General features: G+C 52.8%; 22 protein-coding genes. 15 read left to right on the top strand and 7 right to left on the bottom strand.

Annotated features, from left to right (window positions below; translation table 11 throughout):
* Positions 1-13: 13 nt before the first annotated feature.
* Positions 14-1,225 (bottom strand): tyrosine transporter TyrP, encoded by a 1,212-nt coding sequence (tyrP, locus tag HX884_RS02680; protein WP_029882588.1) that lies wholly within the window; start codon positions 1,223-1,225, stop codon positions 14-16.
* A gap of 249 nt (positions 1,226-1,474) precedes the next feature.
* Here tyrP and HX884_RS02675 point away from each other — a divergent pair, with 249 nt between their 5' ends.
* Entirely contained in the window at positions 1,475-1,816 is a 342-nt protein-coding gene (locus HX884_RS02675; protein WP_013096037.1) for a hypothetical protein, read from the top strand.
* A 36-nt stretch (positions 1,817-1,852) separates the two neighbouring features.
* Here HX884_RS02675 and ftnA read toward each other — a convergent pair whose 3' ends face one another.
* Entirely contained in the window at positions 1,853-2,350 is a 498-nt protein-coding gene (ftnA, locus tag HX884_RS02670) for a non-heme ferritin (RefSeq protein WP_013096038.1), read from the bottom strand.
* Between the two features lie 195 nt (positions 2,351-2,545).
* Positions 2,546-2,884 carry a YecR family lipoprotein gene (gene yecR / locus HX884_RS02665; RefSeq protein ID WP_178327612.1) on the bottom strand — a complete coding sequence of 113 codons (339 nt, stop codon included), beginning with the start codon at positions 2,882-2,884 and terminating at the stop codon, positions 2,546-2,548.
* Positions 2,885-3,138: 254 nt separating this feature from the next.
* Between yecR and HX884_RS02660 the strand changes: the two genes are divergently transcribed.
* The 3 genes from HX884_RS02660 to HX884_RS02650 all read left to right on the top strand — a co-directional run bounded on the left by HX884_RS02660 (position 3,139) and on the right by HX884_RS02650 (position 4,344).
* A complete protein-coding gene (locus HX884_RS02660; protein ID WP_013096040.1) occupies positions 3,139-3,777 on the top strand; it encodes an RpiB/LacA/LacB family sugar-phosphate isomerase in 639 nt (212 codons plus the stop codon).
* A 122-nt stretch (positions 3,778-3,899) separates the two neighbouring features.
* Entirely contained in the window at positions 3,900-3,983 is an 84-nt protein-coding gene (gene azuC / locus HX884_RS02655) for a stress response protein AzuC (RefSeq protein ID WP_014832437.1), read from the top strand.
* Between the two features lie 109 nt (positions 3,984-4,092).
* On the top strand, positions 4,093-4,344 hold the full coding sequence (locus HX884_RS02650) for a DUF2766 family protein (RefSeq protein ID WP_020687624.1): 252 nt from the start codon (positions 4,093-4,095) through the stop codon (positions 4,342-4,344).
* Positions 4,345-4,391: 47 nt separating this feature from the next.
* On the opposite strand, the gene HX884_RS02645 is transcribed toward HX884_RS02650, so the two are convergent.
* Positions 4,392-5,735, bottom strand: a complete 1,344-nt coding sequence (locus tag HX884_RS02645; RefSeq protein WP_013096042.1) for an anaerobic C4-dicarboxylate transporter — start codon at positions 5,733-5,735, stop codon at positions 4,392-4,394.
* 154 nt (positions 5,736-5,889) lie between these two features.
* A complete protein-coding gene (locus tag HX884_RS02640) occupies positions 5,890-6,393 on the bottom strand; it encodes a non-heme ferritin-like protein (protein ID WP_178327611.1) in 504 nt (167 codons plus the stop codon).
* 799 nt (positions 6,394-7,192) lie between these two features.
* Here HX884_RS02640 and araF point away from each other — a divergent pair.
* The 5 genes from araF to otsA all read left to right on the top strand — a co-directional run bounded on the left by araF (position 7,193) and on the right by otsA (position 13,148).
* The gene (araF, locus tag HX884_RS02635; RefSeq protein ID WP_028027935.1) at positions 7,193-8,182 is read left to right on the top strand and encodes an arabinose ABC transporter substrate-binding protein AraF; all 990 of its coding nucleotides are present in this window, start codon (positions 7,193-7,195) and stop codon (positions 8,180-8,182) included.
* 71 nt (positions 8,183-8,253) lie between these two features.
* Entirely contained in the window at positions 8,254-9,768 is a 1,515-nt protein-coding gene (araG, locus tag HX884_RS02630) for an L-arabinose ABC transporter ATP-binding protein AraG (protein WP_178327610.1), read from the top strand.
* Positions 9,769-9,782: 14 nt separating this feature from the next.
* Positions 9,783-10,769: an L-arabinose ABC transporter permease AraH gene (gene araH, locus HX884_RS02625; RefSeq protein WP_013096046.1), complete on the top strand. Its 987-nt coding sequence runs from the start codon at positions 9,783-9,785 to the stop codon at positions 10,767-10,769.
* Positions 10,770-10,945: 176 nt separating this feature from the next.
* Positions 10,946-11,749 carry a trehalose-phosphatase gene (gene otsB / locus HX884_RS02620; RefSeq protein WP_095907948.1) on the top strand — a complete coding sequence of 268 codons (804 nt, stop codon included), beginning with the start codon at positions 10,946-10,948 and terminating at the stop codon, positions 11,747-11,749.
* On the top strand, positions 11,724-13,148 hold the full coding sequence (otsA, locus tag HX884_RS02615) for an alpha,alpha-trehalose-phosphate synthase (protein WP_178327609.1): 1,425 nt from the start codon (positions 11,724-11,726) through the stop codon (positions 13,146-13,148). Before otsB ends, otsA begins: the two co-directional genes overlap by 26 nt.
* A gap of 15 nt (positions 13,149-13,163) precedes the next feature.
* On the opposite strand, the gene uspC is transcribed toward otsA, so the two are convergent.
* Positions 13,164-13,592 (bottom strand): universal stress protein UspC, encoded by a 429-nt coding sequence (uspC, locus tag HX884_RS02610; RefSeq protein WP_029882593.1) that lies wholly within the window; start codon positions 13,590-13,592, stop codon positions 13,164-13,166.
* 793 nt (positions 13,593-14,385) lie between these two features.
* On the opposite strand from uspC, the gene flhD reads away from it, so the two are divergent.
* The 6 genes from flhD (at position 14,386) to cheW (ending at position 19,818) form a co-directional block, all read left to right on the top strand.
* Complete coding sequence (gene flhD / locus HX884_RS02605; RefSeq protein ID WP_013096050.1) at positions 14,386-14,736, top strand: flagellar transcriptional regulator FlhD; 351 nt, start codon at positions 14,386-14,388, stop codon at positions 14,734-14,736.
* 2 nt (positions 14,737-14,738) lie between these two features.
* The gene (gene flhC / locus HX884_RS02600; RefSeq protein ID WP_013096051.1) at positions 14,739-15,317 is read left to right on the top strand and encodes a flagellar transcriptional regulator FlhC; all 579 of its coding nucleotides are present in this window, start codon (positions 14,739-14,741) and stop codon (positions 15,315-15,317) included.
* A 123-nt stretch (positions 15,318-15,440) separates the two neighbouring features.
* The gene (gene motA / locus HX884_RS02595) at positions 15,441-16,328 is read left to right on the top strand and encodes a flagellar motor stator protein MotA (protein ID WP_008500417.1); all 888 of its coding nucleotides are present in this window, start codon (positions 15,441-15,443) and stop codon (positions 16,326-16,328) included.
* On the top strand, positions 16,325-17,254 hold the full coding sequence (gene motB / locus HX884_RS02590) for a flagellar motor protein MotB (protein ID WP_013096052.1): 930 nt from the start codon (positions 16,325-16,327) through the stop codon (positions 17,252-17,254). The genes motA and motB overlap by 4 nt, the downstream gene beginning before the upstream one ends.
* Positions 17,255-17,258: 4 nt before the next feature.
* Complete coding sequence (cheA, locus tag HX884_RS02585) at positions 17,259-19,295, top strand: chemotaxis protein CheA (RefSeq protein ID WP_178327608.1); 2,037 nt, start codon at positions 17,259-17,261, stop codon at positions 19,293-19,295.
* 19 nt (positions 19,296-19,314) lie between these two features.
* Positions 19,315-19,818 (top strand): chemotaxis protein CheW, encoded by a 504-nt coding sequence (gene cheW / locus HX884_RS02580; RefSeq protein WP_013096054.1) that lies wholly within the window; start codon positions 19,315-19,317, stop codon positions 19,816-19,818.
* A 104-nt stretch (positions 19,819-19,922) separates the two neighbouring features.
* Here cheW and HX884_RS02575 read toward each other — a convergent pair whose 3' ends face one another.
* Positions 19,923-21,182, bottom strand: a complete 1,260-nt coding sequence (locus HX884_RS02575) for a dicarboxylate/amino acid:cation symporter (RefSeq protein WP_023620134.1) — start codon at positions 21,180-21,182, stop codon at positions 19,923-19,925.
* Between the last annotated feature and the right edge of the window lie 209 nt (positions 21,183-21,391).

Raw genomic sequence — 21,391 nt, 5'->3', positions numbered from 1 at the left:
TAGCCCCTTTTCTTTACCCCACTTCCGGCAGCATTCCCGCCGCAATCAAAAATTGCACCAGAATAATGACGACCCCGCAGGCAAACACAATGCACAGCAGCGGCTTTCCACCTGCCACCCGGTACCCTTGCCGGGCATGCTGTTGGCGGCTCTTCCACGCCAGCAGAGAAGGGAGCAGCAGGGCAAGGATGGATAGAGCCACCCCCGCATACCCCAGCGCCATGACAAACCCGCGCGGGTAGAAGAGGGCAAAGGCCAGCGGAGGCAGGAAGGTGATCGCCCCTGTCTGTAAGCGGCCGGTGACGGAATTGCGACGCTGGAACAGATCTGCCAGATAATCAAACAGACCGAGCGCCACGCCCAGGAAGGAGGTGGCCAGCGCCAGATCGGCAAACAGATGCACCGCCAGCTCAACGTGTGGAGAAGTTACCACTTCACGCAGCGCCAGCAAGAAACCGTTCAGACCGGCGTGTTCCGCCATCAAGCCAATAAAGGTGGAGGAGTCGATACTGCCCAGCGTCACCAGTTGCCAGAAAATGTAGGCAATCAGTGGGATGGCGCTACCGATAACAAACACGCGGCGAAGCTTGCGAATATCACCGTTCATGTAGCTGACAATGCTTGGCACACTGCCGTGGAAGCCAAATGAGGTAAAAATGACCGGGATCGCGGAAAGCGCCAGGCCTTTTTCCAGCGGCAGCGTCAGCAGGTTAACCTTATGAACATGCGGTGCCAGCAGAACCAGCATCACAATCAGAAAAAGAATTTTGGCGCTGAATAAAAATCGGTTAAACAGATCGACCAGCGAGGTACCTACACAGACTACGCCGCCGCCGATGAGCGTAAAGAAGATGGCCCCTGTCGCTGGCGTAATGTCAGCACCGAACCCGTCGTTGACGCTGGAAGCGATCAATTCCCCGGCACCACTGATATACGCAGCGGTCAGGGCGTACATCAGAAACATCATGCTAAAGCCTGTCACCCACTGTCCGTAACGGCCCAGATAGCGTGCCGCAAGCGAACCCAGCCCGGTATCGGCGGGGACGTGCTGATAAACCTCAAGCAGCAACAGCGCGGTGTAACACATTAATGCCCAGAGCGTACCCAGCAGCAGTAATGTCATGCCAAATCCGACGCCCGCGGCGGCCAGCGGCATCGCCAGCATTCCTGCGCCAATCGTCGTTCCGGCGACGATAAAAATACTTCCCAGGGTTCTGTTTTTCACGCTTTCCTCTACAACGCTTCACGATCGCGACAAAATCTGCGGCGCAGAGTAAGGGAAAAGCCGTATTTCGTCAAATCACCGTTACAAGAAGTGTAACTTTAACTTTACGATTTTGGCCGGGCGAGGCTCTTCAGGTAACTCTCTGATCCTTCGGAGGTGTAAGGCTACTTCATAAGGACAATAGGATCGCGTGAAAATCAGGCGTAATTTAAACAAAAATTGCAAAACATAAAATAAAATGAGGGTCTGATGGCGGGGGAAAATCCATTCACAGCGGCCTGGAGCCGGGGAGGCAATTTGCTATGTCACGGCCACTGGATCATCAGCTGGCAGAATACGGCGCTGACGTTGCCGGAATCCCGACGTGAAAAGGATATGGGCACATGGGCGATTTATTCGATTATCGATCCTGAGGATGAGACCTTTGCACAGGGGTTAAAAGAGGATGAGTGGATAATCGAAAACGTGGACTGGCTGACGGATTTATTCTTCGACGCCGGGATCCCGCTTGAGGCGGCAAACTACCGGTACTTTTTCCAGGCCGTAAATCCGCATGACTGGCGCTGTACCAGTTGCGCAGGTTGCATGTAAAAAAATACGGCGCTGAAAGTCAGCGCCGTATCGATATTAATTCTGGGTATCAAGCGTAGAGAGTTCTTTATCAATAAAGTAAAGACCTTCACCGGTTTTACCGGCCAGCGATAATTTATCCAGAACCGATTTAAACAGTTTCTCTTCTTCGTGTTGTTCGGCCACATACCACTGCAGGAAATTAAAGGTTGGATAATCCTGGCTGGTCATTGCCGCATGCACAAGTTCGTTAATTTTCTGGGTGATCAGCTGCTCGTGCTCGTAGGTAGCGCGGAACAGTTCATCAAGTGAGCCATACTCCGCAAACGGTGATGCCACGTTATCAATGCGCGGCAGGCTGCCGGTATCTGTCAGATAATCAAAGAGACGCTGCATGTGGGTCATCTCTTCCTGAGCGTGACGACGCAGGAACGCGGCGGCACCTTCAAAGCTGTGATAGCTGCACCAGGCACTCATCTGCTGGTAGAGCAGGGAGGAAAAAAGCTCAAGATTCATTTGTGCATTGAGCTTGTCGATCATTTCAGTTTTCAGCATGGTGACGCTCCGGTTTATTATTTCTGGTTCACAATGAGCGACACTATAATTTGTTATTTAATTATATGCAAAACGTAAAATAAATATTTGTTTATTTAAAAATACGAATGGGAATAAAACGCATTGGCGATATTTATATTTATAAATGAGAATTATTTATTTTAACGGGCTGCCAGCCAAAACTGGCAGCGCAGATTAATACCACGGATTACTGGTGGCCGGTTTAACAGCATAACCCATGCATTTGTACTGAATGGTCACGCTCTCGTTCAGACACAGTGAGCCGCTAATCAGGGTGCAGGTTTTAATGGGCTGCCCATAGGAGGAGGCGGTGGCATATCCCATGCCCTGGCACGCTTTGGTTGCGGTGCCGTTATTCACATATTCATCAGACCAGGCGTTTTGCAGGGCGGCCTGACCATAGTCAAGGCAGACTATGCCATTTGGCGCATCCAGACTGCTCACCTGTGCCTGGCGGTTGATGCTACATCCCGCGAGCAGCAGGACCGTGCCGACAACGAAGACTCTTTTCATGGTTCGCTCTGAGTGGAGGGAAATACGTTATCGTACCGCTCGCTGTCCGCCGCAATGCCCTGAATAGCCGGACAATCTGCCCTTTCTCTTTGCAACGGGCCGGGCTCAGACCTGTCATCAACAAAAATGTGAGTCCTCTTTGGTTTTTTAAAACAATCTTTCATTTAATTTGAAAGTGCGTTTGTGTGATAGTAGGGTGAAGATGAAAAGGTATCCATGATGGGCTCGCCCGCAACGCATTCAGGAGAGAGACAATGAAAATCGCACTGATGATGGAAAACAGCCAGGCCGCAAAAAATCCAGTGATTCTGAAAGAGTTAAAAACGGTCGCCGATGAAAAAGGGTTCCCGGTGTATAACGTTGGCATGAGCGATGAGAACGACCATCATCTGACCTATATCCATCTGGGGATCATGGCGAGCATTTTACTCAATGCGAAGGCCGTCGATTTTGTGGTGACTGGGTGTGGAACGGGCCAGGGGGCGTTGATGTCGCTGAACATCCACCCGGGCGTGATCTGCGGTTACTGTATCGACCCTGCAGATGCGTTTCTCTTCGCCCAGATTAACAACGGTAACGCGCTTGCCCTGCCGTTTGCCAAAGGCTTTGGCTGGGGCGCAGAGCTGAACGTTCGCTTTATCTTCGAAAAAGCGTTCACCGGCCGCAAGGGAGAAGGTTATCCGCCAGAGCGCAAAGAGCCTCAGGTACGTAATGCGGGGATCCTGAATCAGGTAAAAGCGGCTGTGGTCAAAGAGAACTATCTGGACACGCTGCGGGCAATCGATCCTGAGCTGGTAAAAACCGCCGTTTCCGGCCAGCGCTTCCAGCAGTGCTTCTTTGAAAACTGTCAGGACAAAGAGATCGAGGCTTTCGTGCGCGAGATTGTCGGCTAACCGCGTGGCTGAATGCAGAAAAAATTGTGATGTGAGTCACAAAAATATTGATTTTTGTGATGGTGGTCATATTATAGGCACATTGACGATAAAGTTGTATAACAAGTTAATGGAGCATCACAATGAAACTGCGCAAAATCCTCAAAAGCATGTGGGCTAACTACTGCAACACCTTCAAAGACGTGCCGCCTGGCGCGATGTTCTGATAAAAAAACCTGCTTCGGCAGGTTTTTTTATGCCTGCAACCACCAGAAGGGAGATGAAAGGGGGCGTGTTTTGTTACTATGGCGGCCTTTGAATAAGGAGAATCCCCCCATGTCTCAAAACCTGAGCGCCGATCAGGAACTGGTATCTGATGTTGTCGCATGCCAGCTGGTCATCAAACAGATCCTTGATGTCTTAGATGTTATCGCGCCGGTGGAAGTGCGCGAGAAGATGTCTACCCAGCTGAAAAACATCGATTTTTCCAGCCATCCCGCTGCGGCTGACCCGGTTACGCTTCGGGCGATCCAGAAAGCCATCGCGCTGATTGAGCTGAGATTCACGCCGCAGGGTGAATCTCACTGATAGCGCGCAACGTGAGAAGGGCGACAGTGCCTGTCGCCCGAAAGCGTTTAAAAGAAGGTCTGTACCAGCAGATAACTCGCCGCGCACGCACAGCTCACGCCAATTATCCCCGGCAGAATAAAGCTGTGGTTGATAATAAATTTGCCGATACGGGTTGTCCCTGAACGGTCAAACCCGATGCAGGCCAAATCGCTTGGGTAGGTAGGCAGAACAAAATAGCCATACGACGCCGGGAAGAAAGCGATCAACATTTTCGGATCGATACCCAGCATTAACCCCATCGGCGCCACGGCCGTCAACGCTGCCGCCTGGCTGTTCACCAGTTTAGAGACAAGGAAAAGCACGATGGCGTAGGTCCATGGATGGCTTTTCACGACCCCTTCCAGCGCCAGTTTTAGCTCGTCGAGATGCGCCTGGAAAAAGGTATCGCTCATCCACGCGACGCCGAACACCGAGAAAATCGCCACCATTCCGGCTTTAAAGACCGCGCCGTTAGAAATGGTCGCTGCATTGACCTTGCAGGTGACCAGCATCACCGCACCCGCAATGAGCATCATCATCTGAATGACAAGGTTCATCGACAGCGCCGTCATTTTGCCTTTCACCTCAAACGCCGGACGCAGTTCAGGCAATGCCCCGAGCAGCACCACCACCGCGATCCCGGCGAAGAAAATCCACGTTGACCAGTAGGCCTGTTTCGGAAAACGTTGGTTCATCAACGTCTCGGTTCCGCCGTAGATAAACTCGCGCTGTTTTGGATCTTTCAGCTTTTCCTGGAATTCCATGTCATCGGCTAAATCTTTCCCGCGGCGTAAACTCCACAGGGCGGCAATGGTCACACCGAACAGCGAGGCGGGAACCGACACGGCGAGAATTTCGAGGATCCCCCACGCGTGTCCAATGCCGTGCTGGGCGGCCAGAATGGAAATCAGCGACACCACGGCAACGGAGACCGGGGAGGCGGTGATCGCCATTTGCGATGCCACCGACGCCACGGCCATCGGACGTTCCGGGCGGATCCCTTTTTTCAGGGCGATATCGGCAATAATCGGGAACATGGTGTACACCACATGGCCGGTACCGCAGAGAAAGGTCAGCATCCAGGTGGTAAAGGGGGCGAGGAGGGTGATGTGCTGAGGATGCTTGCGCAGCAGGCGCTCGGCAAATTGCATCATCACATTCAGCCCGCCTGCCGTCTGCAGGGTGGCCGCACACCCGATCACAGCGAGGATAGTCAGCATCACATCAACCGGCGGTTTACCGGGCTGCAGACCAAAGATAAACGTCAAAATAAACAGACCGATACCGCTTATCAGTCCCAGTCCCATCCCGCCAAAACGCGTGCCTGTCAGCAGGCACAGGAGGATGACAATAAACTCAATGGTGATCATGATGCTCCCTCGTCATTAATTATGTAATTAAATAAATCATTACATGTTGTAGGGATAATCATTGAGAGCGAGATCTGATTTGTTAAATCTTTTAAAAAGCAGGAGGTTGGCTGTGAAAAAGAGGCCCACTCCCGAACGGGAGCAGGCGAAAAGCTTAGTGGTGCTGTACTGTCACCAGATCGAGCAGGTGACGGTCGGTCTGTTCCGGGCATAACCCGGACTGCTGCGCGTTGCGGAGCTCATCCGCCAGTGCTTTAAGCAAAATGCCGTCCTGCTGCTGCTCTTTGTCCATATCGCGCAAAAACTGCAGTGTTGCACTGTCATGCTGTGCCCTGGCTTCATCCGCCAGTTTATTCAGCGTGGCGCAACGTTGCTCATACTCTTCAAGCGTTTTCCTGAATAACTCCTCCAGAGAGGAGTAGTGCCCATTAATTGCATCCGGGGCTTTGACGATAGGATTTGCCCCTGCGCCTTTCAAAAAGTTAAAGACGCGCATCATATGGGTGACGTTACTTTGTGCCTGGGTACGAAAAAAAGTGGCGGTACCGTTGAGACGGTTCTCAGAACACCACTCGCTAAAATGGAGGTGCAGATTCGACGCATAGAACTCCAGGTTCATCTGCGCATTGAGTTTTTGCATCATCGTTTGGGTAGTCATACCAATATCCTTATAGACTGTTAGTGTGATGTCCGTAACAAAACCTGAACGGGCAGGTTAAGACGAGTAAGTGGCAGAAAAGCATTTCTGCAGTGACAAAAGTCGACCGAATAATCACTTCCTGTGTTCGATATAAATAAGCATACCCCTGCCCGGCGTTTAAGAAAACTCTTAATTGGTGCGTTTTACCATACATTACAAAATTTAATATAGTACAAAACTAACAACATGTTGTTATAAAATAAGATTTATCTAATGCCTTGAAACTACTGGTTTTTACATATTTTAATATCGATATTTACCCACTGGGAATAGTGAGTCGGAATAATGCTCTGAGAAATAGTTAATTCAGGATTAACTATTTCAAATATATGATGCGCCGACTAAATTGCGCTAAATCAATTTTCGCAGAATAACGCCATAAAATATATTTTGCGGCATCGCCAGTGCTACACAGTTCCCGATGATGGTAACGCCGTACCGCGATCGCGCCCGGAGCGCGGGGGGGTGGGTATCAGGGATTTCTTAGCTGATCTTATGGATAATTCTGCTTATCTCGGTTTCATTTGTCCGACAAATACTGCTGTTTTTATGTCATTTTTCGCTGAATTTATGTACGCAATTACTGTAATTCTGCGGTGTGATGGCGCTCTCTTATGGATGATTAATTTCCCGCTAAAACTATCACCAGCACTAACGCTTATGACGAGGTAAGCGCTAATGCCTTGTTTTAAGTCCGATTAAATAAGAAGTACGAAAATATTCCCTACAGAAAAGAACGCTAATGCTGGAGTTTACCATGCACAAATTTACTAAAGCGCTGGCGGCCATCGGTCTGGCTGCCGTTATGTCACAATCCGCTATCGCTGAGAATTTAAAACTCGGTTTTTTGGTAAAACAGCCGGAAGAACCCTGGTTCCAGACCGAATGGAAATTCGCCGATAAGGCCGGGAAAGATTTAGGATTTGAAGTCATTAAAATCGCCGTGCCTGACGGTGAAAAAACCCTGAACGCTATCGACAGCCTGGCGGCCAGCGGGGCGAAAGGGTTCGTTATCTGTACGCCGGATCCCAAACTGGGCTCTGCAATTGCAGCCAAAGCGCGCGGTTACGACATGAAGGTTATTGCAGTTGACGATCAGTTCGTCAACGCCAAGGGCAAACCGATGGACAGCGTGCCGCTGGTGATGATGGCGGCCACCAAAATTGGCGAACGTCAGGGCCAGGAACTCTATAAAGAGATGCAGAAACGCGGCTGGGATGTGAAAGATACCGCCGTGATGGCTATCACCGCCGACGAGCTCGATACCGCCCGCCGTCGTACCACCGGGTCAATGGACGCGCTGAAAGCGGCCGGCTTCCCGGAAAAACAGATCTATAAAGTGCCGACAAAATCCAACGACATTCCGGGGGCCTTCGACGCCGCCAACTCCATGCTGGTTCAACATCCAGAGGTGAAGCACTGGCTGGTGGTCGGCATGAACGATAACACCGTCCTGGGCGGTGTACGCGCAACGGAAGGTCAGGGCTTCAAAGCGCCTGATGTGATCGGTATCGGCATCAACGGCGTTGACGCGGTGAGTGAGCTCTCTAAAGCGCAGGCGACGGGCTTCTACGGCTCACTGCTGCCAAGCCCGGACGTGCACGGCTATAAATCCAGCGAAATGCTCTACAACTGGGTTACCAAAGGGGTGGAACCGCCGAAGTTTACTGAAGTGACCGACGTGGTGCTGATCACCCGCGACAACTTCAAAGAGGAGCTGGCGAAAAAAGGACTGGGCGGTAAGTAATACGCGGTGATTGTGCCCCTCGCGAACCGCGAGGGGCCAGACGTACACACTACAGGAATCACGGAGACGTTATGCGACAGTCTGATCCGTATCTCTCTTTTCGCGGTATCGGGAAAACCTTTCCCGGTGTTAACGCGCTGACCGATATCAGCTTCGACTGCTATGCCGGTCAGGTTCACGCCCTGATGGGCGAAAACGGCGCCGGAAAATCCACGCTGTTGAAAATCCTCAGCGGCAACTACACGCCAACCACCGGCACGCTGGCCATTCGCGGCGAAGAGGTGGCGTTTGCTGATACCACCGCTGCGCTCAACGCCGGGGTGGCCATCATCTATCAGGAACTGCATTTGATCCCTGAGATGACGGTGGCGGAAAACATCTATTTAGGCCAGCTCCCGCACAAAAGCGGCGTGGTAAACCGGTCGCTACTTAATTACGAAGCGGGGCTGCAGCTGAAACATCTGGGTCTGGATGTCGATCCCCAGACACCACTGAAGTATCTCTCCATCGGCCAGTGGCAGATGGTAGAAATTGCCAAGGCGCTGGCGCGTAACGCCAGGATCATTGCCTTCGACGAACCGACAAGCTCGCTTTCCGCGCGTGAAATCGAAAACCTTTTCCGGGTGATCCGCGAGCTGCGTAAAGAAGGCCGCATTATTTTGTATGTTTCGCACCGTATGGAAGAGATTTTTGCCTTAAGCGATGCCATCACCGTCTTTAAAGATGGCCGCTACGTGCGCACCTTTACCGATATGGAGCAGGTCAATCATGACCAGCTCGTTCAGGCGATGGTTGGCCGCGAGCTGGGAGATATCTATCACTGGCAGCCACGCGAATACGGCCCTGAGCGCCTGAAGCTGGAAAACGTTAAAGCGCCGGGCGTGCGAAGGCCGATCTCGCTCTCGGTGCGCAGCGGGGAGATTGTCGGGCTGTTTGGTCTGGTGGGCGCAGGGCGTAGCGAGTTAATGAAAGGCCTGTTTGGCGGTACGCGCATCACCGAAGGGCAGGTATCTATTGACGGGCAGCGGGTCGATATTCAGAAGCCCGCACATGCCATCCAGGCCGGGATGATGCTCTGCCCGGAAGACCGCAAAGCGGAGGGCATTATTCCGGTGCACTCGGTACGTGACAACATCAATATTTCCGCGCGGCGGAAGTTTATTCGCGCCGGTTGCCTGATCAACGACGGCTGGGAGGAGAGCAACGCCGACCACCATATCCGTTCGCTGAACATCAAAACCCCGGGCCCGGAACAGCTGATCATGAATCTCTCCGGCGGTAACCAGCAGAAGGCGATTTTAGGCCGCTGGTTGTCGGAGGATATGAAGGTCATTTTGCTGGATGAGCCAACGCGCGGCATCGATGTGGGGGCGAAACACGAAATTTATAACGTGATCTATGAGCTGGCAAAACGCGGTGTGGCGGTGTTGTTCGCCTCCAGCGATCTGCCTGAGGTACTCGGCGTGGCCGACCGCATTGTTGTGATGCGTGAGGGCGAAATCGCCGGTGAATTGCTTCATGAACAGGCGAATGAACAACAGGCGTTGAGTCTCGCCATGCCGAAAGTTAGCCAGGCTGTCGCCTGAGTAAGGAGTTAATGATGTCCTCTGTTACTACATCCGGAGCGCCGAAATCGAAATCGGCCTTCAGTTTTGGCCGCATCTGGGATCAGTACGGCATGCTGGTGGTCTTTGCCGCACTCTTTGTCGCCTGCGCGATCTTTGTGCCCAACTTTGCCACCTTCATTAATATGAAAGGACTGGGGCTGGCCATTTCCATGTCCGGTATGGTGGCCTGCGGGATGCTGTTCTGTCTGGCCTCGGGCGATTTCGACCTGTCAGTGGCCTCCGTCATTGCCTGTGCTGGCGTCACCACGGCGGTGGTAATCAACATGACCGAAAGCCTGTGGATTGGCGTGCTGGCGGGTCTGCTGCTGGGCGTTATCAGCGGTCTGGTTAACGGGTTTGTGATTGCCCGCCTGAAGATTAACGCCCTGATCACCACGCTTGCGACCATGCAGATTGTGCGCGGTCTGGCCTATATCATCTCCGACGGTAAAGCGGTGGGGATTGAAGACGAGCGCTTCTTCACCCTGGGCTATGCGAACTGGCTGGGGTTGCCTGCGCCAATCTGGCTGACGGTGGCCTGTCTGATCCTGTTCGGCTTCCTGCTTAACCGCACCACGTTTGGCCGAAATACCCTGGCGATCGGCGGTAATGAGGAAGCGGCGCGGCTGGCGGGTGTACCGGTGGTGCGCACCAAGATCATTATCTTTGTGCTCTCCGGTCTGGTCTCGGCGGCAGCGGGGATTATTCTGGCATCGCGCATGACCAGCGGCCAGCCTATGACCTCCATCGGGTACGAGCTGATCGTCATTTCAGCCTGCGTGTTGGGCGGGGTTTCGCTGAAGGGCGGCATCGGAAAAATCTCATATGTGGTGGCCGGTATCCTCATTTTGGGGACAGTAGAGAACGCCATGAACCTGCTGAATATTTCGCCGTTCTCCCAGTATGTGGTTCGTGGCCTGATCCTGCTCGCAGCCGTGATTTTCGACCGTTACAAGCAAAAAGCGAAGCGTACCGTGTAACGTTCTTCCTGCCTTTTAATTGCTCAACTTATAACCTTAGTTGACGCCTGAACCGCCCCGCCAGTTCCGCTGGCGGGGCGGTTGTCAAATGGCGAGCGACGTCACACTGTCTATACTTACATGGCTATGAAAGAGGTAAAGGCGTTTACTTCTCGTAAACCGTAAGGAGGACCAGGGTGGCTGACTTGTTAACCGCACCGCCTGTACTGCCCGGACACTATGCTTTCTTTTTCGATCTCGACGGCACGCTCGCCGGGATAAAACCGCATCCCGACCAGGTGGTTATCCCGGAGGCGGTATTACAGGATTTGCATCAGCTCTCGCAAATGAATGAGGGAGCACTGGCATTGATATCAGGGCGCTCAATGGCCGAGCTGGATTTGCTCGCCAGTCCTTACCACTTTCCGCTGGCCGGTGTACACGGAGCGGAGCGCCGCGACATCCATGATCACACGCACATCGTTTCACTCCCCGATGCATTAATCGAAAAGCTGCAGGCGCAGCTCGCTGCTGCACTGGCTAAACTGCCGGGCACGGAGCTGGAAGCCAAAGGGATGGCCTTTGCCTTGCACTATCGCCAGGCACCGCAGCATGAAGAGGCCGTGCTTGCGCTCGCCGCCAGGGTCGCGCAGGCGCATCCTGAGCTGGCGCTGCAGCCGGGTAAATGCGTCGTGGAGCTTAAACCGAAAGGGATCAATAAAGGGGCTGCGATCGCCGCGTTTATGGCAACGCCGCCTTTCCGGGGCCGGACGCCCGTTTTTCTTGGGGATGACCTGACCGATGAGGCCGGGTTTCGTGTAGTGAATCAGGCCGGAGGGATCTCCGTGAAGGTTGGGCCTGGTGACACTGAAGCCGAATGGCGTCTGGCAAATGTGACCAGCGTCTGGCAGTGGATATCTGACATCGCTAACCAGCAACAACAACAAATAGCGCAAAACAAAGGGGGAAACCATTATGGGTCGCTTAGTCGTCGTCTCTAACCGTATCGCACCGCCTGACGATAAAAAAGCCAGTGCAGGTGGGCTGGCGGTGGGGGTATTAGGTGCCTTAAAAGCTGCTGGCGGGCTGTGGTTTGGCTGGAGTGGTGACATCAGTGAGGAAGAAAAACCACTTAAAGAGGTGACGCGCGGCAACATCACCTGGGCGTCATTCGCCCTGAAAGAGAAAGATTATGACGAGTACTACTCCCAGTTCTCGAATGCCGTGCTGTGGCCCGCGTTCCACTACCGTCTGGACCTGGTCAAATTCCAGCGAGAATCGTTTGAAGGCTACAGCCGCGTCAATGCGCTGCTGGCGGATAAACTGCTGCCTTTAATCGAGGAAGACGATATTTTATGGATCCACGATTATCATCTGCTTCCCTTCGCGCGCGAGCTGCGAAAGCGCGGAGTCAACAACCGCATCGGCTTCTTCCTCCATATTCCGTTCCCGACACCGGAAATTTTTACCGCGCTGCCGCCGCATGAAGAGCTGCTGGAAGCGCTGTGTGATTACGATTTGCTGGGCTTCCAGACTGAGAATGACCGCATTGCGTTCCTGGATTCGGTATCGGGCAAAACACGCCTGATGACGAAAGGGGGCAAAACGCATACGGCCTGGGGTAAAACGTTCTATACCGAAGTCTATCCGATTGGGATAGAACCGGATGAGATTGCTGAGCAGGCGTCTGGTCCGTTGCCGCTGAAGCTGGCGCAGCTTAAAAACGAGCTGAAACACGTGAAGAATATCTTCTCGGTGGAGCGTCTCGACTACTCCAAAGGGCTGCCGGAGCGCTTCCTGGCGTATGAAACGCTGCTGGATAAATATCCGCAGCACCACGGTAAAATCCGCTATACGCAGATTGCACCTACGTCGCGTGGGGAAGTGCAGGCCTATCAGGATATTCGTCATCAACTGGAGACGGAAGCAGGGCGCATCAACGGCCGCTACGGTCAGCTGGGCTGGACGCCGCTGTTTTATCTGAACCAACACTTTGACCGTAAGATCCTGATGAAGGTGTTCCGCTATGCTGACGTCGGCCTCGTAACACCGCTGCGCGACGGGATGAACCTGGTGGCAAAGGAGTATGTGGCGGCGCAAGATCCGGCCGATCCGGGGGTGCTGGTGCTTTCTCAGTTTGCGGGAGCCGCGAACGAACTCACTTCAGCGCTCATCGTGAACCCTTACGACCGGGATGATGTGGCGAACGCGCTCAACCGTGCTCTGACGATGCCGCTGACGGAACGTATTTCCCGTCATGCGGAAATGATGGATACGATCCGCGAGAACGATATTAATCACTGGCAGGCACGTTTTATTCGCGATTTGCGTAATATTGAGCCGCAAAGCCATGAAGGCGTTCTGCAAAAAAAGATCGCGACTTTCCCTAAACTGGCGTGATATTCCTCTGGGGGTTTAACGACCCCCAAGAGGCACCAACAGCACATCAACCAGGCTTGAGGCGACTATCGATTTCGCCGCGCAGGCCGCCCGTGAAATAAAGCTTTGGTTATGATTACCGCATATCACTAAATCAATTTTCTCTTTGCGACATACGTCGAGAATATGCGCATTCAGTTCACCTGTCGCAATGACGGTCTGATAAATGGGATATTGCGCTTTCTCCACCAGCTCCTGCAGAAATTGCTGCGTTTCTTCCTGTAATACCTCACGAATATCTTCCAGCATGGGGGCTGCCAGTTGATTGTACATCTCGGGTTCGGCCGCAAGGGTAATTAAGCTGATGCGCGCATTATGCGGGCGGGCGATGGACACCGCCCGGGCAACGAGTTGGTGACTTTCCGGTGAAACTGCAACAGAAACAAGAAGATGGGAGTAACTCATCACGCACTCCTTAGCTGTCTGAAAAACCGCGTCTGTGTCAGCATTACCGCGAAATCAGCACTTCTGCAAGAGGTGAATACGACATTAGTGTGAAGCTTCTCATAATTATTCATTAATTATTCTTATAAGAAGAATAACGGCAAACCGCGTGCAAATGAAAAAAATTAACAACTTAACGTAAATCACACATTTTGATGCGCGTGATGTTAAATCGTTTTAAAGCGTTATAGACGCAATGTGAATGATCACGCTTTGAAACAAATTTTTCACCCCTCATGCATAACTGTATGTTTTTCATAGGTAATGAAAATGTGGCCCTGAGATGTATAGCGTGTGAATTGTTGCGGTAGTCGCTATTGCTCAAAAAAGCAATCGTCATGCGCCTTCTGTTCGCACTTCTGCATGAGTATTCGTCCATAAAGAATATAAAATGGTCTTGATTGGTTAAAAAATGAACAAATTACAAGTCTCACTGATGGATTTATGGATGATATTCACTTAAATTATGTGACATGGATCACATTTTTTTAAATTTGAGGATGGCTGCATTGTATGTGTCAAAACTGACGAGTAGAGTTTGCGTCGAATTAGGAAAAATCTTAGTTATTTGTAAGAAATGATAAAACATGTAAGAAGCGCATCCGCGCTTCGTTGGTGCACGTTTTGCAGAATACAAACCTAAATTCAACTATGCATTTAGCCTTTTTTTTAAATACCGGGTGTTTTCCCGGCGACATCACGGGGTGCGGTCTTTCCGCATAAAAATAATAGTTGGTTATTCGGGATGGGAAAAATGCATACATCCGAGTTGCTAAAACATATCTATGACATCAACCTGTCATATTTACTGCTCGCGCAGCGATTGATTAGTCAGGACAAAGCGTCCGCGATGTTTCGTTTAGGTATTAACGAAGAGATGGCAACCATGCTGGGCGGGTTAACCCTGCCGCAAATGGTTAAACTGGCTGAAACGAATCAACTGGTTTGCCAGTTCCGCTTCGATAATCCTCAGACTATCACGCGGCTGACACAGGAATCTCGTGTGGACGATCTGCAACAGATCCATACCGGTATTCTTCTCTCCACCCGCTTGCTCAACGAAATCAGCCAGCCTGATGACGCAGCCCGTAAAAAAAGAGCGTAGAAATGAGCGAGAAAAGCATTGTTCAGGAAGCGCGTGACATACAGTTGGCCATGGAGCTGATTACACTGGGTGCTCGTTTACAAATGCTGGAAAGCGAAACTCAGTTGAGCCGTGGTCGTCTCATCAAACTGTACAAAGAGTTACGTGGTAGTCCCCCACCGAAAGGAATGTTGCCGTTTTCAACGGACTGGTTTATGACCTGGGAGCAGAACATTCACGCCTCCATGTTCTGTAATGCCTGGCAGTACCTTCTCAAAACCGGTTTGTGTAGCGGCGTCGATGCCGTGATCAAAGCGTATAAACTTTACCTTGAACAATGCCCACAGCAGGAAGAGGGTCCCCTGCTGGCGCTGACCCGCGCATGGACGCTGGTGCGTTTTGTTGAGAGCGGAATGCTTGAATTGTCGCGCTGCAACTGCTGCGATGGCAATTTCATTACCCATGCTCATCAGCCTGCAGGCAGCTTCGCCTGTAGTTTATGTCAGCCTCCATCCCGTGCAGTAAAAAGACGTAAACTTTCCCGGGATGCTGCCGATATTATTCCACAACTGCTGGATGAACAGATCGAACAAGCTGTTTAACCCGAACGTGTGGGAAAGATTCCAGCAGCGGTAAGCCATTACCGCTGCTTTTTTTTATCCTGGATTCGGTAAACGCTGCGAGCTGAACGTCCTTGCCATAGTCACTAGCGGAAGGATGATGTCGTGCTTATCTTATTAGGTTACCTGGTAGTTCTCGGTACAGTTTTCGGCGGTTACATGATGACCGGCGGGCACCTTGGAGCACTCTATCAACCGGCTGAACTTATTATCATCGGCGGCGCAGGGGTAGGGGCTTTTATCGTTGGCAACAACGGGAAATCGATCAAGGGGACGCTGAAAGCTATTCCATTGCTGTTCCGTCGCTCGAAATACACCAAAAGCATGTATATGGATCTGCTGGCTCTGCTCTATCGCCTGATGGCGAAGTCGCGCCAGCAGGGGATGTTCTCGCTGGAACGGGATATCGAAAACCCGAAAGAGAGCGAGATTTTTGCCAGCTACCCGCGCATCCTTGCCGATGCCATGATGCTGGATTTCATTGTCGATTACCTGCGCCTGATCATCAGCGGCAATATGAATACCTTCGAAATTGAAGCGCTGATGGACGAAGAGATCGAAACCCACGAGAGCGAATCCGAAGTGCCGGCCAACAGCCTGGCGCTGGTGGGGGACTCATTGCCGGCCTTCGGTATCGTGGCGGCGGTCATGGGGGTTGTTCACGCGCTGGCCTCGGCGGATCGCCCGGCGGCAGAGTTGGGGGCGCTGATTGCCCACGCTATGGTGGGAACCTTCCTCGGTATTTTGCTGGCGTATGGTTTTATCTCTCCGCTGGCCAGTGTTCTGCGCCAGAAGAGCGCGGAAACCACCAAAATGATGCAGTGCGTGAAGATTACGCTGCTCTCTAACCTCAACGGTTATGCGCCACCGATCGCGGTTGAGTTTGGCCGTAAAACGCTTTACTCCAGCGAGCGTCCGTCGTTTATCGAGCTTGAAGAACACGTGCGTGCGGTGAAAAACCCAAACCAACAGACGACAACTGAGGACGCATGAAAAACCAGTCCCATCCGATCGTCATCGTAAAAAAGCGCAAGCATAAGGGGCATGGGCACGGTGCGCATGGCTCCTGGAAAATTGCCTACGCCGATTTTATGACCGCAATGATGGCCTTCTTTCTGGTAATGTGGTTGATCTCGATCTCCAGCCCGAAAGAGCTGATTCAGATTGCGGAATACTTCCGTACGCCGTTGGCGACTGCGGTCTCCGGTGGGCCGCGTATCTCTAACAGTGACAGCCCGATCCCCGGCGGCGGCGATGATTACACCCAGAAGCAGGGTGAGGTGAAAAAAGAGCCGAACATCGACGAGCTGAAGAGAAAGATGGAGCAGGCGCGTCTGAAAAAACTGCGCGGCGATCTCGATCAACTGATTGAAGCGGACCCGAAACTGCGCGCGCTGCGACCGCATCTGAAGATCGACCTGGTGCAGGAAGGGCTGCGTATCCAGATTATTGATAGCCAGAACCGCCCGATGTTCAAAACCGGTAGCGCCGAGGTTGAACCCTATATGCGCGATATTTTGCGCGCCATTGCGCCGGTGCTGAATGGTATTCCAAACCGCATTAGCCTGTCAGGCCACACGGATGACTTCCCGTACGCCACGGGCGAGAAGGGATACAGCAACTGGGAGCTTTCAGCCGATCGTGCCAACGCCTCGCGTCGCGAGCTGGTGGCGGGTGGGCTTGATGATGGCAAGGTACTGCGCGTGGTCGGCATGGCAGCAACCATGCGTGTCTCCGACCGCGGGCCGGATGACGCCATCAACCGTCGTATCAGTCTTTTAGTGCTGAACCAGCAGGCGGAGCAGGCCATCCTGCATGAAAACGCCGAAAGTCAGAATGAGTCACTGGACGATTTAAAACAGCCTGGGGCCGTTCCTTCGGCTGCCGTTCCAACATCGCCACCAGCCAATCCGAGGTGATAGCGTGAGCATGGATATTAGCGATTTTTACCAGACATTCTTTGATGAAGCCGACGAATTGTTGGCGGATATGGAGCAACATTTGCTGGATTTGGTGCCAGAAGCGCCGGACTCCGAGCAGCTCAATGCCATCTTCCGCGCTGCGCACTCCATTAAAGGCGGAGCCGGAACATTTGGATTTACCATCCTGCAGGAAACCACCCATTTAATGGAAAACCTGCTTGATGAAGCACGACGCGGTGAGATGCAGCTCAATACCGACATTATCAACCTGTTTTTGGAAACCAAAGATATTATGCAGGAACAGCTCGACGCCTATAAAAGTTCGGCAGAGCCTGATGCCGCCAGCTTTGAATACATCTGCAATGCGCTGCGCCAGCTTGCGCTGGAAGCAAAAGGTGAGGTTGCCGCAGCCGTTGTTCCTGCAGCCAAACTGAGCGTTGTTGATGCGCCAGCCGCTGAAGATGCAGCACCTGCCGCCGCTAAAGCGGGGAAACTGCGCGTTGTGCTGTCACGCCTGAAAGAGAACGAAGTCAACCTGCTGGAAGAGGAGCTGGGTAACCTGGCGACATTAAGCAACGTGGTAAAAGGCAAAGACAGCCTTGCTGCGACGCTCGATGACGGTATCAGCCAGGACGACATCGTGGCAGTGCTGTGTTTTGTTATCGAAGCCGATCAAATCGCCTTTGAAACGGAAGCGGTTGCCGTTGACGCGCCTGCTGCAGTGGAGGAGGTTGCCGCTGTGGCTCAGGCTGCTGCGCCCGCGGTCGCCCCTGCTGCCCCGGCGTTGAAAGCCGTTCCTAAAGAGGCTGCTGCCCCGGGCCGTGGTGAAAAACCGGCGGCGCGCTCCAGCGAATCGACCAGCATCCGCGTCGCCGTAGAGAAGGTTGACCAGCTGATCAACCTGGTCGGCGAGCTGGTGATCACCCAGTCAATGCTGGCCCAGCGTTCTAACGAACTGGACCCGGTCACGCACGGCGATCTGATTACCAGCATGGGGCAGTTACAGCGTAACGCCCGCGATCTGCAGGAATCGGTGATGTCCATCCGTATGATGCCGATGGAGTACGTCTTTAGCCGCTTCCCGCGTCTGGTGCGCGACCTGGCCGGTAAACTCAATAAGCAGATTGAACTGACGCTGATGGGCAGCTCCACCGAGCTGGATAAGAGCCTGATTGAACGCATTATCGATCCGTTAACGCACCTGGTGCGTAACAGCCTGGACCACGGTATCGAACTGCCGGAAAACCGTATTGCCGCCGGAAAATCCCCGGTCGGTAACCTGATCCTGTCTGCGGAGCACCAGGGCGGGAACATCTGTATTGAAGTAACCGATGACGGCGCGGGCCTTAACCGCGAGCGTATCCTGGCGAAGGCGATTTCGCAGGGGATGGCGGTCAGCGAAAACATGACCGATGAAGAAGTGGGCATGCTGATCTTCGCCCCGGGTTTCTCAACCGCCGAGCAGGTGACGGATGTCTCCGGACGCGGCGTGGGAATGGACGTGGTGAAGCGTAACATTCAGGAAATGGGCGGCCACGTCGAAATCAAGTCTAAGCAAGGTTCTGGTACCACCATTCGTATTCTGCTGCCGCTGACGCTGGCGATCCTCGACGGTATGTCGGTGAAAGTGGCGGACGAAGTCTTCATTCTGCCGCTGAACGCGGTAATGGAATCACTGCAGCCACGTGAAGAAGATCTGCACCCACTGGCAGGTGGCGAGCGGGTGCTCGAAGTGCGTGGGGAATACCTTCCGCTGGTGGAACTGTGGAAAGTCTTCGAAGTCGACGGGGCGAAAACAGAGGCCACGCAGGGTATCGTCGTGATCCTGCAAAGTGCGGGTCGCCGCTACGCGCTGCTGGTTGACCAGTTGATTGGTCAGCACCAGGTGGTGGTGAAGAACCTCGAAAGCAACTACCGCAAAGTGCCGGGTATTTCTGCCGCCACCATTCTGGGTGATGGTAGCGTGGCGCTGATCGTCGACGTGTCGGCGCTTCAGGGATTAAATCGTGAACAACGTGTGGCGTACACAGCCGCCTGATTAAGTAAAGGGTAAGAACATGACCGGTATGAGTAATGTAACGAAACTGGCGGGCGAGCCATCAGGACAGGAGTTCCTGGTATTCACTTTAGGCGATGAGGAGTACGGCATCGATATCCTGAAAGTGCAGGAAATTCGTGGTTACGATCAGGTTACCCGCATCGCGAACACGCCAGCGTTTATTAAAGGCGTCACCAACCTGCGCGGCGTGATTGTGCCTATCGTTGACCTGCGCGTGAAGTTCAGCCAGGGCGATGTGGAGTATAACGATAACACCGTGGTGATTGTCCTCAATCTGGGGCAGCGCGTGGTCGGTATCGTGGTGGATGGCGTGTCTGACGTGCTTTCACTGACGTCTGACCAAATCCGTCCGGCGCCGGAGTTTGCGGTCACGCTGTCTACCGAGTACCTGACGGGGCTGGGTGCGCTGGGTGAGCGTATGTTGATTCTGGTGAACATCGAGAAGCTGTTGAACAGCGAAGAGATGGCGTTGCTGGATATCGCGGCGAACCATGTAGCGTAGGTAAATGCAAAACGGCAATCCAGGTTGCCGTTTTTTGTGTTTGCTCCCTCTCCCTGTGGGAGAGGAGTGGGGTGAGGGCATCAGGCCACACCCCTTTTGTACTCTTACACTTCCTGCTCTACCAGCTCCGCTTCAGCTTCCCGCGCCCCTTCATTCTGCGACAGCATCGCGGTTGCAATCCCGTTACCCAGCACGTTAATGGCGGAACGCCCCATATCCAGGAAGTGGTCGATCCCCATCAGCAGCAGAATACCCGCCACCGGAATATTAAAGCTTGGGATGGTCGCCGCCAGTACCACCAGCGAAGAGCGTGGTACCCCCGCAATGCCTTTTGATGCCAGCATCAGCGTCAGCATCAGAACGGTAACCTCAGAGAAACTCAGATGAATATTGTACGCCTGAGCGATAAACATTGAGGCAAAAGAGCAGTAGACCATCGAACCGACCAGGTTAAAGGAATACCCAATTGGCAGGACGAAAGAGGCGATGCTGCGCGAACAGCCAAATCGCTCCAGTTGCTCAAGGGTTTTCGGATACGCTGCCTCGGAGCTGCTGGTGGTAAAGGCGACCAGCACCGGATCTTTCAGCATGCTGAGCAGGCGGAACACCTCTTTTTTCAGCACCATGTAACCCACTGCCAGCAACACCATGCAGGTGAGCAGGATCGCCACATAGTAGCCGCCAATAAAGGAGGCATAGTTCAGCAGAATGCCGAGACCCTGGGTGGCAATCACCGACGAGATCGCAGCGAAAATCGCCAGCGGGGCAACATACATGACGTAGCCCGTGACCTTCAGCATAATATGGGATACCACATCCAGCGCCGCGACCAGCGGGGCGTTGAATTTCTGGCCCAGCGACGCACCGCCGATGCCAAAGAACATGGAGAACACTACAATTTGCAGAATTTCATTGTTCGCCATCGCCCCGGCAATGCTGGTCGGAATGGTGTGTGAGAGGAACGCTTTCAGGGTCATGCCGCCGACGGCCAGCCCGGTATCCACTGCTTCAGTGGGGATCGTCAGGTTCAGACCGCTGCCTGGATGCTCCAGAGTGACAATAAACAGCCCCACCAGAATAGAAAGCACCGATGAGCTGATAAACCATACCATCGCTTTACCGCCTACGCGGCCAATAGTCGAGGTTTCGCCCATTTTCATAATGCCGACCGTCAGCGTGCTGAAGACCAACGGTGCAATCACCATTTTGATCAGTCGCAGGAAAATATCGGTGAGAAGCGTAATGTTATCCGACCAGGTTTTGATGGCATCCGCAGATGCGTATTCATGAATGGCCGCCCCTGAAAGAATACCCGCCAGCATGAATATCACGATGAAGAGCGTAAGTTTGTTTGCACTTGCCACGAAAAAGACCCCTATGCGCTGTAGATGTCGCCCGCGCAGATATATATGGATTTTTTATTACTGCGCGGGAAATTATTCGGCACATAAATTGAAGTAAAGCGGGGGGAGATACAACTCCTTTTTAAATTTTATTAATTTTGTTGCTAATGCCGCGACGATATATTGTGACGCTTATCACACTTTAATGGGATATATCCTCAGGCAACATT

Origin of the sequence: Enterobacter sp. SECR19-1250, from assembly GCF_013391025.1 — a bacterium.
Classification (GTDB): domain Bacteria; phylum Pseudomonadota; class Gammaproteobacteria; order Enterobacterales; family Enterobacteriaceae; genus Enterobacter; species Enterobacter cloacae.
This window is presented reverse-complemented; position numbering and strand designations above follow the sequence as displayed.